This window comes from Amycolatopsis dongchuanensis, from assembly GCF_039542405.1.
Taxonomy (GTDB): domain Bacteria; phylum Actinomycetota; class Actinomycetes; order Mycobacteriales; family Pseudonocardiaceae; genus Amycolatopsis_E; species Amycolatopsis_E sacchari.
Genome location: NZ_BAABIB010000054.1, coordinates 168,538 through 183,334 on the forward strand (window position 1 = coordinate 168,538; position 14,797 = coordinate 183,334).

Genomic DNA, 14,797 nt, shown 5'->3' on the forward strand with positions numbered 1-14,797 from the left:
GTCGTTCAGGATGCCGCAACACGTCGCACCGCGATCGGCAGCTCCCGGCGGCGTGCCCGCTGGTAGATCAACACGTTCTGTACCCCGATGCTCAGGCCCACCGACAGCAGCACCGACGCGGAGGTGAGCGCTCCGGCGGCGCCGAGCGACGCGCCTGCCGCAGCGAACCCGACGCGGATCGCGACGGTCACCAGCCACAGGACGAGTGTCAGCGAGGTGCCCTTCTGGAACGCGTAGCCGTTCCGCAGCCCGAGCCGCGTGCTGGCCGCGCGGGCGACGCCGAGCACCAGCAGGATGGCCAGGTCCGCCACGAGCAGCGCGATTTCCCTGCCGGAGGCCTGCGGGAGGACACGTGCGCAGTTCGCCACACCCAGGACGACCAGGATGACGGGGATCAACGTGAGTCCCCGGATGGTGATGGTGCTGCCCCGCAGTTGCCGGTACACGACGCGCCACAGGACGAGCACCAGGATGACGATGTACAGCAGGAGCTCGCTGATGTTCAAGGTTCCTCCTTTCCGGTTGCTCGTGCCAGCGTCCCGCCGGAGGTGCGCCGTGCGCGTCGGCGTGGAGGTGGTTGGAGGGTTGATTCGCGTCTCCACCCTGGGGTGGAGACGTGGGTGTGAACGGGTGCCCCAAAGGCGGTTGCCTGCATTTCGAGGGCGGCGCAGTGGGCGCCGACAGCTGCCCATTCGAACTGTGCTCGTCCGGATTTCCAGCACGGGCTCGCGTGCGTGCTCTGGGCGAGGGTCTCATGTGGACATTCCGATAATGGTGCGGCGGTTCACGCCGAGCTGGTCCGACTTGTCCACATCACCCCGGTTATCCACAGGCGACCAAACTTTTCCCCCATCCCGCGCCCCGATCGTCCATCGTGGAGACATGACCACCACGACGAACACCCTCGACGGCGCGCTGCCCACCATCACCCTGGCCGACCCGGCCGAACTGATCGCTTCCCTGCCACCGTTGCTCGGATTCCGGCCCGCGGACTCGCTCCTGTTGCTCGGGCTCACCGGTGCCGAGGGCAGGCGGTTGCGCTCGATGGTCCGGGCCGACCTGCCGCCGGAAGGTAAGGAACCCGACGCCGTGTGTGCGGTGATGGACGTGTTCGGCCACAACGGCTTGCAAGCGGTGGAAATCGTCGTCGTCGGCAACCACCCCGCACAGCCGCCACCCTCGTCCGGTCCGCCGCACAGGCTCCTGGTCGACCTGCTGGGGGAGGCGTTCGAGGAGCTGCGGATCCCGGTGCGGCACGCGACCTGGACGCCGGAGATCCGCGGCGGCGCCCCCTGGTGCTGTTATCGGGAAAAGGACTGCGGAGGCACACTGCCGGACGATTTGAGCACCGTCGCGGCCGCGACGATCGCGATGCAGGGCGGCGTCACGTACCGCAGCAGGGAGGATCTGCTCCGGCAGCTGGCACCGGACGATCCCGAGGCTCTCGCGCGCCGGACCGAGATGTTGAACGCGGCGATCGACGCGCTCGACCCGTCGGTGCCACCGGCAGCGCTGACACCGGGCTACGCGAAGGCGGTCAGAGCCGCGATAGAGGCGGTGAGGCGCGGAGATCTGTCCTTTTCGGACGAGCAGCTCGTCGAACTGGCGATGGCGCTGTGCGATCCCTACATCCGGGACGCCGGCCTGGCCGCCGCGAGGGTGCCGCATTGCAGCCGTGACGCGGAACGTCTCTGGCTAGAGCTGGTCCGCCGCATCCCGGCACCGGAACGCGCCGAACCGGCTGTGTTGCTGGCGTACTCGGCGTACTTGCGGGGTGAGGGAGCGCTGGCCGGGATCGCGTTGGACAACGCGCTCGAAGCGAGTCCCGGCCACGTGCTGGCAGACCTGCTGGAGCGCTGTCGTTCGACGTCCATGCCCCCGGACCGGCTCCGGACGCTCGCCCAGCACGAGCACCATCCGGACATCTTCCCGCCGCCCGAGAACGAGCCGGCCTGAGGAATGCGCGATCTCGGGGCACGGGCACAACGTCCGGCGGAGCAAGGCCCACGAGCCGTCGTGCTCGCAGGAGCGGGGGTGGTGCGAGGTCGTGCACACCACGCCCACCGCACGATACCGACTGGAGCCGGTCAGCCGGAAGCCGTCATCCCGGGCGAGGCGCCCGGCGTCGGCGAGGATGCCGGTCAGGTGGGCACGTTCCGGTTCCCCCGGGCTCCGCGCGTGCCCGGTTGTGCACGCCACGCCACTGCGGGATCGCGGCTGGAGCCAGTCAGCCAGGGACGCCACGCCTACCCAGGCTCGGGGCGGCGCTTCGTCAACCGGAAGTCGACGTCAGGCGTCGCGTCCCTCCTCGGCGAGGCGCCACGCGTCGGCGAGGATGCCGGCAGGTGGGCACATTCGGGTTTTCCACCCCAGCTCCTGGGGTGCCCGACCGTGCCCATCCCAGGAGCGAGGCCAGTGCCCGGTCAGCCGGAGTCCAGGCTCAGGCGTTGCGCCGTTCCTGGGCGAAGCGCCACGCGTCGGCCACGATGCCGGTCAGGTCGGCGCGCTCCGGCTTCCACCCCAGCTCCTCGCGCGCCCGGTCGCTGGACGCCACGAGCACGGCAGGGTCACCCGCCCGGCGCGGCGCCACCGCGGCCGGGATCGGGTGGCCGGTGACCTCGCGGCAGGTCTCGATCACCTGCTGGACGGAGAACCCCGTGCCGTTGCCGAGGTTGTAGACGCGGTGTTCCCCGGCCACGGCGTGCTGGAGTGCCAGCAGGTGCGCGTCGGCGAGGTCGACGACGTGGATGTAGTCGCGCACGGCCGTGCCGTCGTCGGTCGGGTAGTCGTCACCGAAGATCTTGACGTCCTCCCGGTTGCCACTGGCGACCTGCAGCACGAGCGGGATCAGGTGCGTCTCGGTCGTGTGCCGCTCGCCGTAGCTGCCGTAGGCACCCGCCACGTTGAAGTAGCGGAGGCTGACGGCGGCGAGCCCGTGGGCCCGGGCGTAGCTCGTGATGGCGTGGTCGATCGCGAGCTTCGAGGCGCCGTAGGTGTTGGTCGGCCGGGTGGGCGAGGTCTCCTTGATCGGCGAGCTTTCCGGCTCGCCGTAGGTGGCCGCGGTGGAGGAGAACACCAGTCGCGGGGTGCCGTGGTCGCGCATCGCGTCGAGCAGGCGGATGGAGGTGATGACGTTACCGTGCCAGTACTTCGCCGGGTCGGTCATCGACTCGCCCACGAGTGACTTGGCGGCGAAATGCAGCACCCCGTCGAACCCTTCGCCGAGCAGGGAGGCGGTGGCCTCGGCGGCATCGCCCTCGACGAACCGCGCGCCGTCGGGGACGGCGTCGGCGTGGCCGGTCGACAGGTCGTCCACCACGACGACCTCGTGCCCGGCTTCCAGGAGGCGGGCCGTGCAGACACTGCCGACGTAGCCGGCACCGCCGGTGACGATCAGTTTGAGGGCCATGAGTTGTCGGAAGCCTTTCTCGGAGACTGCTTGAGGAGGTGGTGGCGCACAGTCTGGACCATCGTGCTGTGAGCCCCGCACAGGCGGCGCCTGTGCCTGCCGTCAGATGTCGCGTCGTGCTCCGGCCGACGGGATGGCGACGAACGTGCGCGGAGCACGCCAGCCTTCGCGCTCGTACGCCGCCGTCACGCTCGCCTCGACGGCGTCGAGCTTCGCCTCGGGCACGAGGGCGATCGCGGAGCCGCCGAACCCGCCTCCGGTCATGCGCGCGCCCAGCGCCCCCGCCTCGCGGGCCGCGTCGACTGCGGTGTCGAGTTCGGCGGTGGAGATCCGGTAGTCGTCACGCATGCTCGTGTGTGAGGCGTCCAGGTACGGACCGATGTCCTGCATCCGGCCGTCGTGCAGCAGGTCCACCACGTCGAGCACGCGCTGGTTCTCGGTCACGACGTGCCGGACCAACGGGGCGAGCGCAGCGGGCAGGCGTTCGAGAGTGGCGTCCAGGTCGGCGAGTGCGACGTCGCGCAGGGCCTTGATGCCGAGCAGCTCCGCGGCGCGTTCGGTACCGCGCCGGCGTTCGCCGTAGCCGGACTCGCTGTGGGAGTGCTTGGTGCGCGTGTCGATGACCATGACCCGCAGCCCGACGGCCGCCGCGTCGAAGGGAACCTGCTCACGCTCGCCGGACCGCACGTCGAGGAAGAGCACGTGCGATTCGGTGCAGCACAGCGACGCGGTCTGGTCGAGCAGGCCGGTCGGGGCGCCGACGAAGTCGTTCTCGGCGTGCTGGACCCAGCGGGCGATCTGCATCCGGTCCGGCGTGCCGGGCTCGTCCAGCTCCTGGCCGTGGAGTCCCAGCAGGGCGAGCGACACGGCGCACTCGAGCGCGTGCGAGGACGACAAGCCGGCTCCCGTCGGCACGTCACCGGCCAGCACGACGTCGGCGCCGCGCGTGATGCCCTGGTCGCGCAGGACCCACGCGACGCCGGCGGGGTAGGCGGCCCAGCCCTCGACCTTGCCCGGCGCCAGGTCGGGGATCGACACCGGGTCGGCCTGCTGGATGCGGCCGTCGGAGCCAAGTGTGGCGACGGTCAGCAGCTGGTCATCCCGCGGCGACGCCGCGGCGGCGATGCGGTGCGGAAGGGCGAACGGCAGGACGAAGCCGTCGTTGTAGTCGGTGTGCTCGCCGATCAGGTTGACCCTGCCGGGAGCGGACCAGACGCCGGCGGGTGACCGGTCGTGCACCGAGCGGAACGCTTCGGCGGCGGCTTCGTGTGCCTGGAACTGCGCGGGCCCTTCCGCGTCGACCGGGCTCTGCATGTCGTTCAACCTCATCCATTCGTGCTGGGGACCCGTGCCCCATGTTCCGGAGCTGGTCCCGGCCTGCTCGCCGGGATCCCGCTGTCCTGGCTCCGCGCTGCCTCCGCGGACCCGTGTCTTCCGATCCTGCCGGGAGACGCTGCCCGTGTCAGCTGGATCCCTCGTCACTCCGATCCTGCCTGCCCAACCTGTGGCGCCGCTGCCCGGGCCCGGCCAGCGCGCCACGGGAGGACGTTGGCGAGGTTGGTGAGCCACCGCCAAGCCGAGGAGGGCAGCGGCGGGCACCAGCGGCGGGAGCGACCGGGCGCAATCCGAGGACGGCGGTGAGGCGATCAACCGAGGCAGGCCGTGAGAAAAGGCCAGGTACGCGAGCATGTGGGGCGGGCCAGCGTGGGAACGGCCGGGACGTGGCCGACCGGGGCGGTCGGCGAAAGGACGGCAGGTACGCAGGCAGGCGGGGCGGGCAGCGCAGGGACCGACCGAGGCGGCCAGCGTGGGAACGGCCGGGAGGCGGCCGATCGGAGCGGCCAGCGTGGGAACGGCCGGGAGGCGGCCGATCGGAGCGGCCAGCGTGGGAACGGCCGGGAAGCGGCCGATCGGAGCGGCCAGCGCGGGGACGGCCGGGACGTGGCCGCCCGGGGCGGGCCCAAGAAAGGGCAGCAGGTACAGCGGCCAAGCGCGGCGCGTAGTAGCGGAGGCCAGTACGCAGGCGACGAGGGGACGGCAGGGCACCTGACCAGCGCGAAAAGGGCACTGACCCGCCACGGGGGCGGCACGGGGAGCCACCCTGCGGGGTGCTCCCCGTCCCCGGCGGGTCAGCGCGCCTGGGCCAGCACCGCGTGCAGCACCGACATCGGCACCTGCACGGCCGCCTCGTCTCCGCTGACCTCGACCGTGCCGCCGCCCGCGGCCCTGCCCACCTTGACCGTGCGCCCCGGCACGACCCCGGCCGACTTGAGGTCGACCATCATCTTCTCGTCGATCTGGACGTGCTCGGCGATGCGCCGGATCTCGGCGTCACCCCCGCCGGCGCGGGCGAACTCGTCCAACCGGATGAGGTCCGCCTCGGGCTGGGGCGCCGGGAGGCTGCCCTGGTCCAGCTTGTCGAGACCCGGGATCGGGTTGCCGTACGGCGACGTGGTCGGGTGGTTGAGCAGCTTGATCAGCTTCCGCTCGACCGCCTCGCTCATCACGTGCTCCCAGTGGCACGCCTCGGTGTGCACCTGCTCCCACTCGAGGCCGATGACGTCGAGCAGCAGCCGCTCGGCGAGCCGGTGCTTGCGCATCACGGCGATCGCCAGCTCCCGGCCGTGGTCGGTGAGCTGCAGGTGCCTGTCGTCGGCGACGCGCACCAGGCCGTCCCGTTCCATGCGGGCCACGGTCTGGCTCACCGTGGGCCCACTCTGCTCCAACCGCTCGGCGATGCGGGCGCGGAGCGGCACGACACCCTCTTCTTCAAGCTCGAAGATGGTTTTCAAGTACATCTCTGTGGTGTCGATGAGATCGTTCACGATGTCCCCTTCGTCCGCAGGAATCCATGGTAGTGCCTGGCACCGACACTCAGCCGAGGTGATCGGGGGCGGCCCGACCGCGCCGACCCCGGCTACGATCGGAGCGCATGGAGCCGCCCGCCGTCGTCTGGGACCCGTCGCTGCTCGGCTACGACCTCGGCGGCGACCACCCGTTCAACCCCGTCCGGCTGCAGCTGACCATCCGGCTGGCCACCGAACTGGGCGTCCTCGACGGCGTCCCCCTGCTGGTTCCCGAGCCCGCGAGTGAGACGGAACTCCTCCGCGTGCACGCCCCCGAGTACCTGGAGGCGGTCAAGCAGGCGCCGATGGCGGGCTGGGACGTCGGTCACGGCCTCGGCACCGCGGACAACCCGGTCTTCAGCGACATGCACGACTCGTCGGCCCTGGTCGTCGGCTCGACACTGCTCGCCGCGCGGAAGATCGCGGAGGGCGAGGCGCGCCGCGCCGTCAACATCGCCGGTGGGCTGCACCACGCGATGCGGGATCACGCGGCCGGTTTCTGCGTCTACAACGACTGCGCCGTGTCCATCTCGTGGCTGCTCGAACACGGCTTCGACCGCATCGCCTACATCGACACCGACGTCCACCACGGCGACGGGGTGCAGGCCGCGTTCTACGACGACCCGCGCGTGCTGACGGTCTCGCTCCACCAGCACCCGTTCACGCTGTGGCCCGGCACCGGGTATTCGGCGGAGGTGGGGACCGGCGAGGCCGAGGGCTGCGCGGTCAACCTCCCCCTGCCGCCGGGCACGCGCGACGCGGGCTGGCTGCGGGCGTTCCACGCGGTCGTGCCGTCGGTGCTCGAAGCGTTCCGGCCCCAGCTGCTCGTCACCCAGTGCGGGGTGGACTCCCACGAGGAGGACCCGCTCGCCGACCTGTCCCTCACCGTCGACGGGCACCGTGCGATCTACTCGACGCTGCGGGACCTCGCCGAGCGGTACACGGGCGGCCGGTGGCTCGCCGTCGGCGGTGGCGGGTACCAGCTGATCCGCGTGGTGCCGCGCTCGTGGACCCACCTGCTGGCGACCGTGCTCGACCGGGACGTGCCGCCGGAGACCCCGATCCCGCCGGGCTGGGCCGACCTCGTGCGCAAGGCCGCGCCGCAGGCCGAGCTGCCCCGCGAGATGACCGACGGAGCCGACCCGGCCCACCGCCCGTGGGGCGACGCCGACGACGACCCGGTGGACATCGCGATCCGGGACACGCGCCGCGCGGTCTTCCCCCTGCACGGCCTCGACCCGGACGACCCGAGGGACTAGCGGGGTGGCGCGAGCGGGGAGCCGCCGGGCGGCGGTGACACGGGCTCCGGGGCGAATCGCCTGGGGAGGTGACGGGTGGCGGGGACGGGACCGGCGGGCCGCGCCGGAGGAGGTGGGGGCCCCATTGGGGCGACGGCGACACGGACTTCGGCTCCGGCGGGCCGCGCGCCGGAGGAGGTGGGGCCCCATTGGGGCGACGGCGACACGGACTTCGGCTCCGGCAGGCCGCGCGCCAGAGGAGGTGGGGGCCTGAATGCGGTGGTGCAAGGGGAGCGGCCTCGGAGCATTGGAGGGAGGCCGCCGGGGGAAGTGGAGGCCCCATCGAGGCTGCGGGAACAACCAGGCGCAGCCTGAGCCGGAGGTGTGGCGCGAGTGCGGGAAACCGCTGGGCGAACGGACCCGCGCAGCGACGGGATGCCTCCCGGAGGTGATAAGCCGGGCGAGCGGGGGAAACCGCCGGGGGCGGCGATGACCCACACTGGGAAGCAAGGCGCGGGCGGGAAGTGACAGGAATGGGCAACGACGGACCAGGGCCGAGAGGCTGAAGCAGCATGAGCACCGGCGACACCACCACGAGCACCGGCGACGACACCGGCGCCAAGCACGTCCCGCGCGATCCGTACGACTACCCCCGCCAGTGGGAGGCCGACGTGGTGCTCTCCGACGGGGGCACCGTCCACTTGCGACCGATCGTGCCGAGTGACGCCGACCGGCTCGTCGCCTTCCACGGGCGGCTTTCGGAGCGCACCCGTTACCTGCGGTACTTCGGCGCGTACCCCCGCATCCCGCAGCGGGACCTCGAGCGCTTCACCACCGTGGACCACCACGACCGCGTCGCGTTCATCGCCCTGCTTGGGGACGACATCGTGGCCGTGGGGCGGTACGAGCGGCTCGGCGACGGGCCTTCCGCGGAGGTCGCCTTCGTCGTCGACGACGCGCACCAGGGGCGCGGGCTCGGCTCGATCCTGCTGGAACACCTGGCCGCCGCGGCGTCCGAATGCGGGCTGCGCCGCTTCGTCGCCGAGGTGCTCGCCGAGAACTCACCCATGGTGCGCGTCTTCCGCGACGCTGGGTACCAGGTCAGCCGCGCCATGGAGGAAGGCGTGCTGCACCTCGAGTTCGACATCGACCCCACCGAGGAATCCCTCGCCGTCGCCCGCGCGCGGGAACAGGCCGCGGAAGCCCGCAGCGTGCACAACCTCCTCCACCCCCGCTCGGTCGCCGTCATCGGCGCCAGCACCGATCCCACCAAGATCGGCTACGTCGTCTTCTCCAACCTCCTCGCCGCGGACTTCGCCGGCACCGTCTACCCCGTCAACCCCGAGCACCGCTCCGTGCGCGGGGTTCGCGCCTACAAATCGGTGCTGGAGATCCCCGACCCCGTCGACCTCGCCGTCGTCGCCGTGCCCGCGGACCAGGTCGAAGCCGTGCTCGACGGGGCGCTCGTGAAGGGCGTGAAAACGCTCGTCATCGTCACCGCCGGGTTCGCCGAGGCCGGGCCGCACGGCCTGCACGCCGAGCTGCGCCTGGTCGGCGAGGCCCGCGCCCACGGCATGCGCGTCGTCGGGCCGAACGCGCTCGGCGTGCTCAACACCGATTCCTCCGTGCGCCTCAACGCGACCCTCGCGCCGCGCCTGCCCGCTCGTGGGCGCGCCGGGTTCTTCTGCCAGTCGGGTGCGCTGGGCACGGCGATCCTCGCCGACGCCGAATCCCGCGGGCTCGGGCTGTCCACGTTCGTCTCCGCCGGGAACCGCGCCGACGTCTCCGGCAACGACCTCCTGCAGTACTGGGAAACCGACCCGGACACCGACCTCGTCCTGCTGTACCTGGAATCCTTCGGCAACCCGCGCAAGTTCGCGCGGCTCGCGCGGCGGCTCGGCCGGACGAAGCCGATCGTCGCGGTGAAATCCGGGCGGCACGCCGTCCGTCCGCAGCTCGCCGCGAACTCCGCCGAGGTCGACGAGTCGAGCGTGCAGGCGCTGTTCGAGCAGGCGGGGGTCGTGCGCGTCGAGAACCTGGCGCAGCTGTTCGACACCGCGCTCGTCTTCGCGCACCAGCCCCTGCCCGCCGGGCCGCGCGTGGGGATCGTGGGCAACTCCAGCGCGATCGGCCTGCTGGCCGCCGACACCGCGCGGGCGCAGGGGCTGCGGCTGGCGTTCGACCCGGTGGACATCGGCGCGCAGGCGGGGCCCGAGGAGTTCGCCTCGGCCGTGCGCGAGGCGTTGAACTCGCCGGACACGGACGCGCTCGTCGCGGTGTTCGTGCCGCCGGTGGCGACGCCGGGTTCGGCGTACGCGCGTGCTCTGCGGGAGGCCGTGCAGGAGCTGAACCTGCACAAGCCCATCGTCTCGACCTTCCTCGCCGTCGAAGGGATTCCCGCGGAGCTGGCGGTCGCCGGCCCGGACGGGGCGCCGGGCAAGGGCTCGATCCCGTCGTTCTCCAGCCCGGAACGCGCGGTGGCCGCGCTGGCGCGGGTCGTGCGGTACGCGGCGTGGCGGCAGCGGCCGCAGGGGCACCTCATCCGTCCGGCGGGGGTGCACGCCGAGGCCGCGCAGGACATCGTGCGCGAGATCCTCGACGGGCAGGACAGCAACGTCGTGCTGGAGGACGCGGACGTCGTGCGGCTGCTGGGCTGCTACGGCATCGACGTGGTGCCGTTCAAGGTGATCTCCAGCGCGGACGCGGCCGTCGCGGCGGCGGAGGAGCTGGGTTATCCCGTCGCGATGAAGGCCGTGGACGAGCGGCTGCGGGGGCGTCCCGATCTCGCGGGTGTGCGGCTCGACCTGGCCTCCGAGGACGCCGTCCGCCGCGCGTACCGAGATCTGCGCGACGTCTCCCACGAGGACGACGTGTACGTGCAGAAGATGGCGCCCAAGGGCATCTCGTGCTTCATCGGGCTGCAGGACGACCCGTCGTTCGGTTCGCTGGTGTCGTTCGGCCTGTCGGGTCTGGTGAGCACGCTGCTCGGGGACAGGGCGTACCGCGCGGTGCCGCTGACGGACGTCGATGCCGCGACGCTGGTGCGCGAGCCGAAGAGCGCGCCGCTGCTGACCGGCTACCGCGGTGACGAACCCGCGGACCTCGCGGCGTTGCAGGACATGGTGTTGCGGGTGGCGGCGCTGGCGGAGGACAACCCCGAGGTGCGGTCGTTGAGCCTGGATCCGGTGATGGCGTCTCCGGCGGGTGCGTTCGTGGCGAACGCGCGGGTGGTGCTGGGTCCGCCGCCGGCGCGGCCGGACACCGGGCCGCGGAGGTTGCGGCCGATCAACGCGGTGGACTGACGTTCGCTCGCCCGATGTGGGGATGCTGTCCGCAGAACGGTGCGTAAACCCCATCCGTCCGTACCCACACCGGATCGGGGCAGCGCACGCCCTCTACGGCCAACAGGCGTTTGACGGTCTTGAACGTGGCCGTCTTCGGGAGTCGGGGGATGATCCGCACGAAGGCGGGCACCTGTTTCGGGCCCAGGTCGGACTGTTCGGCCAGGAAGTCGCCGAACTCCGCTGGGTCGAGCGGGCGGGTGAGCACGAGGGCGGCCATCACCTGGTCGCCCGTTACGGGGTCGGGGACGCCGTACACCGCCGCCTCGGCGACCGCCGGGTGCCGCAGCAGGACGCGTTCGATCGGGGCTGTGCCGAGGTTTTCGCCGTCCACGCGGAGCCAGTCGCCGAGGCGGCCCGCGAAAAAGCAATAGCCGTCCTCGTCCACGTAGGCGAGGTCGCCCGTGTGGTACCAGCCGTCGCGCATCCGTTCGGCGTCCGCCGCCGGATCGCGGTAGTAGCCCGCGAATGCGCCCGCGCCCGCCGTGTTGACCAGCTCCCCGACGACACCGGGAGGGCACACGCGCCCCGCCTGGTCCACCACCGCAACGCCTGGAGGCAGAGGACCCAGCGAACCCGGCGGCGTTTCGGGAGTGCGGGAGAAGCCGATGCCGCCTTCCGTGGAACCGAAGGCGTCCACCACCCGGCACCCGAACCTCCGCTCGAAACTCCTCAGGTCCGCCTCCGCGCCTTCGTTGCCGTACACCAGGCGTAGCGGGTTGTCGGCATCGTCGGGACGTTCTGGTGTGGCAACCACATAGGACAGTGGCTTGCCGACGTAGTTGGCATACGTGGCACCGAACTTGCGCACGTCCGGCATGAAGCCCGAGGCGGAGAACCGGCGCCGCAACGCGATGGTCGCGCCCGCGGCGAGGCCGACCGCCCAGCCCGCCATGATCGCGTTGGAGTGGAACATCGGCATCGACACGTACACTGTGTCCGAAGAGGACAGTCCAAACCTGGAGGCGAGCATCCAACCCGGACCGGCGATCTTCTCGTGCGTGCAGCGCACCGCCTTCGGTTCGCCGCTCGTACCGGAGGTGAAGATCAGCATCAGCAGGTCGTCCGGCGCGGCGGGCACCGGGTCGAGCGGCGCGTGCGGTGGGGTTTCCAGCAGGCGCACGGGCACGTCGAGGCCGGACAGCAACGGCGCGTACCGCGGCTCGGTGAGCACGAACTGGCAGTTGGTGTGCCGGACGTCGCGGGCCAGCGCCTCGCCGCGGCGGGTCGGGTTCAGGCCCACGAGCACCGAACCCGACAGCGCGCAGCCGCCGAGCAGGAACGAGAACGCGGGCAGGTTGCCGGCCAGCAGGCCCACGTGCGGTGGCTCGCCGGGGCGCAGCATCCGCCGCAGCATCGCCGCGTGGTCCGCGCACACCTGCACGTGCTCGTCCCCGGTGTAGTACTCGTCCTCGAACCGCAGGGCCGAGCGCCCGGAGAGCAGCAGTTCGGTGACCGTCATGCCGGGTCCGCCGCGAGCAGGTCGCCCAGCGCCCGCAGGTGTGCCGTCGCGCCGCCCCACGTGAACTCCAGCCGTTTCGCCGCCGCGAAATACCGGTGCACGGGATGCTCGACGTCGATGCCGACCCCGCCGTGGACGTGGACCGCGGTGTGCGCGACGCGGTGCCCGGCGTCGGCGGCCCAGTACTTCGCCGTCGCGACCGCCTCCGTCGCGGGCAGGTCCTCCGCCACCCGCCACGCCGCCTGCCACAACGACAACCGCACCGCCTCGACGTCGAGGTAGGCGTCCGCCAGCCGGTGCCGCACCGCCTGGAACCCACCGATGGGCTGGCCGAACTGCTTGCGTTCACGTGCGTAGGACGCCGTGCGCTCCAGCGCGCTTTCCAACACCCCGAGCTGCACCGCGCACAGGCCCACGGTGGCGTGCAGCCGCAGCCACTCCGCGGGTACGTCCACCGGCTCACCGGGCACGTCGTCGAGCTGGACCAGTGCCGCGTCGGCGGTGTCGATCACGCTTTGCGGCTGGACCTCGGCCTGCTCGACGAGGAAGACCCCGTCGCCGGTGGGCACCAGGAACCCGTCGGCGAAGGCGCCGAACGGCACCGCGGTCCGGGCACCGGAAACCCTGCCACGTTCGACCGAAAACCCCGGCGCGCCACCGATATCGGGCAAAGCCACGGCGAGCACCCGTTCGCCACGCACGACCGGCATCGCCCAGCGCTCGATCTGCTCCGGCGTGCCGAAGGCGAAAAGCGCGCCTGCCGCGACGGTCCGGGACGGCAGGTACGGCACCGGCGCGAGCGCCCGGCCGATCTCCGTCAATACCGCGCACTGCTCCAGCAGCTCGAAGTCGGCGTCGATCACACCGACGCGGCCGAGTTCGCGCCACAACTCCGGGTCGAACCCGCCTTCGCCGTGCTGCCCGGGTTTCGCGCGGTCGTCGAGCACCCGGCGGGTCAACGCCGCCAGCTCCTGCTGGGTTTCGGTCATGGTGAAGTCCACGGCTGCTCCTCAGCGGGTGACGGGCAGGGAAAGCGCGGTGGCCGCGATCAGGTCGCGCTGGACCTCGTTGGTGCCGCCGCCGAAGGTGAGGATCAACGCGGCCCGGTGCGCGCGCTCGATACGGCCGCGCAGCACGGCGCCCGGCGAGCCCTCACGCACCACGGCCGCCGTGCCGAGGACCTCCATCAGCAGCCGGTACGCCTCGATCGCCATCTCCGTGCCGAACACCTTCGTCGCCGACGCCTCCGCCGGTTTCAGGTCCGGGGTCGAGGCGATGCGCCAGTTGCGCAGCTTCAGGTACTCGGCGTGGGCGTGCACGCGGGCCAGGTGCAGGCGCACCCACTCCGCGTCGATCACGCGGCTGCCGTCCGGTTGTTTCGTCTCCTGCGCCCACCGCCGCACCTCACGCAGCGCCGACCGGACCGGCGCGGCCGACGTGAGCGCGACGCGTTCGTGGTTGAGCTGGTTGGTGATCAATGGCCAGCCCGCGTTCTCCTCGCCGACCCGGGCCGTCACGGGCACGCGGACGTCGTCGTAGTAAGTCGCGCTCGTGCCGGCGCCCGCGACCGTGCGGACCTTCGTCCAGGAGAAGCCCTCGGCGTCCGTGGGCACGATCAGGATGCTCACGCCCTTGTGCCTGCGGGCCTCCGGATCGGTGCGCGCGGCGAGCCACACGTAGTCGGCGTACTCGATCAGGCTCGTCCACATCTTCTGGCCGTTGATCACGTAGGAGTCGCCGTCCCTGACGGCACGTGTGCGCAGCGACGCGAGGTCCGTGCCCGCCTCGGGTTCGGAGTAGCCGATCGAGAAGTGCAGCTCGCCCGCGGCGATCTTCGGCAGGTAGAACGCCTTCTGCTCCGCGGTGCCGAACCGCATGATGGTCGGCCCCACGGTGTTGACCGTCAGGAACGGCACGGGAACCCCGGCGACCGCCGCTTCGTCGGTGAAGATCAGCTGGTCCAGCATGGAGCGCGCCTGCCCGCCGTACTCCTCCGGCCACCCGATCGCGAGCCACCCGGCACGACCGAGGTCGCGCACGATCTCCTTGTACACCAAGCCGTTTCCGTACTCGCCGCCCTCGCCGGCAAGCGCTTCCCGCCGCTCGGGCGTCATCAGCTCCGCGAAGTAGGCGCGTAGCTCGTTCCGCAGTTCCCGTTGTCGCGGGGTGTAGTCGATCCGCACGCGTCACCTCCGGGGCGCCCGGTCGTTCTGGTAGGGGACCGGACGCGGAGCTAGTCTAGAACCTGTTCTAGTTCTACCAGCTGCGACCGACGGGAGGAAGCCGTGCGCGTGGAAGTCGACCGCGACCTGTGCGAGGCGAACGAGGTGTGTGTCGGGTTCGCGCCCGCCGTGTTCGCGCTGGACGACGAGGACGAGTTGGTCGTCAACTCCGCCGAGGTGCCGCCCGAAGAAGTAGAACGTGTTACTCAAGCTGTGGCTGCGTGCCCGAGGAATGCCCTGTTCATCCGCGATTAGCAGCCCCTTGCCTTCGGTGATAAC

The 14,797-nt window shown here is 71.5% G+C and carries 11 protein-coding genes; 4 read left to right on the forward strand and 7 right to left on the reverse strand.

The features are described 5' to 3' along the window. Positions 1-5 precede the first annotated feature (5 nt). Positions 6-506, reverse strand: coding sequence for a hypothetical protein (locus ABFX51_RS11810; protein ID WP_091512888.1), 501 nt, complete (start codon positions 504-506; stop codon positions 6-8). 376 nt (positions 507-882) lie between these two features. Here ABFX51_RS11810 and ABFX51_RS11815 point away from each other — a divergent pair, with 376 nt between their 5' ends. Further along, positions 883-1,956: a DUF4192 domain-containing protein gene (locus ABFX51_RS11815; RefSeq protein ID WP_091512890.1), complete on the forward strand. Its 1,074-nt coding sequence runs from the start codon at positions 883-885 to the stop codon at positions 1,954-1,956. 484 nt (positions 1,957-2,440) lie between these two features. On the opposite strand, the gene galE is transcribed toward ABFX51_RS11815, so the two are convergent. The 3 genes from galE to ABFX51_RS11830 all read right to left on the reverse strand — a co-directional run bounded on the left by galE (position 2,441) and on the right by ABFX51_RS11830 (position 6,234). Further along, complete coding sequence (galE, locus tag ABFX51_RS11820; RefSeq protein WP_346053737.1) at positions 2,441-3,409, reverse strand: UDP-glucose 4-epimerase GalE; 969 nt, start codon at positions 3,407-3,409, stop codon at positions 2,441-2,443. Between the two features lie 102 nt (positions 3,410-3,511). Next, positions 3,512-4,723, reverse strand: coding sequence for a galactokinase (galK, locus tag ABFX51_RS11825; protein ID WP_091512998.1), 1,212 nt, complete (start codon positions 4,721-4,723; stop codon positions 3,512-3,514). 815 nt (positions 4,724-5,538) lie between these two features. After that, positions 5,539-6,234: an iron-dependent transcriptional repressor DtxR gene (locus ABFX51_RS11830; RefSeq protein WP_091512894.1), complete on the reverse strand. Its 696-nt coding sequence runs from the start codon at positions 6,232-6,234 to the stop codon at positions 5,539-5,541. A 107-nt stretch (positions 6,235-6,341) separates the two neighbouring features. On the opposite strand from ABFX51_RS11830, the gene ABFX51_RS11835 reads away from it, so the two are divergent. Continuing rightward, positions 6,342-7,514 carry an acetoin utilization protein AcuC gene (locus ABFX51_RS11835; protein WP_091512896.1) on the forward strand — a complete coding sequence of 391 codons (1,173 nt, stop codon included), beginning with the start codon at positions 6,342-6,344 and terminating at the stop codon, positions 7,512-7,514. A 551-nt stretch (positions 7,515-8,065) separates the two neighbouring features. Beyond that, positions 8,066-10,795: a bifunctional acetate--CoA ligase family protein/GNAT family N-acetyltransferase gene (locus ABFX51_RS11840; protein ID WP_091512898.1), complete on the forward strand. Its 2,730-nt coding sequence runs from the start codon at positions 8,066-8,068 to the stop codon at positions 10,793-10,795. Here ABFX51_RS11840 and ABFX51_RS11845 read toward each other — a convergent pair. From ABFX51_RS11845 to ABFX51_RS11855, 3 genes are read right to left on the reverse strand one after another with little or no spacing between them, the layout of a single operon-like run. After that, positions 10,779-12,296 (reverse strand): long-chain-fatty-acid--CoA ligase, encoded by a 1,518-nt coding sequence (locus ABFX51_RS11845; protein ID WP_091512900.1) that lies wholly within the window; start codon positions 12,294-12,296, stop codon positions 10,779-10,781. The genes ABFX51_RS11840 and ABFX51_RS11845 overlap by 17 nt on opposite strands. Beyond that, positions 12,293-13,297, reverse strand: a complete 1,005-nt coding sequence (locus tag ABFX51_RS11850) for an acyl-CoA dehydrogenase family protein (RefSeq protein ID WP_091512901.1) — start codon at positions 13,295-13,297, stop codon at positions 12,293-12,295. Before ABFX51_RS11850 ends, ABFX51_RS11845 begins: the two co-directional genes overlap by 4 nt. Positions 13,298-13,306: 9 nt before the next feature. After that, positions 13,307-14,479, reverse strand: a complete 1,173-nt coding sequence (locus ABFX51_RS11855; protein ID WP_346053738.1) for an acyl-CoA dehydrogenase family protein — start codon at positions 14,477-14,479, stop codon at positions 13,307-13,309. Positions 14,480-14,581: 102 nt separating this feature from the next. Between ABFX51_RS11855 and ABFX51_RS11860 the strand changes: the two genes are divergently transcribed. Next, a complete protein-coding gene (locus tag ABFX51_RS11860) occupies positions 14,582-14,773 on the forward strand; it encodes a ferredoxin (RefSeq protein WP_091512906.1) in 192 nt (63 codons plus the stop codon). Positions 14,774-14,797: the final 24 nt, after the last annotated feature.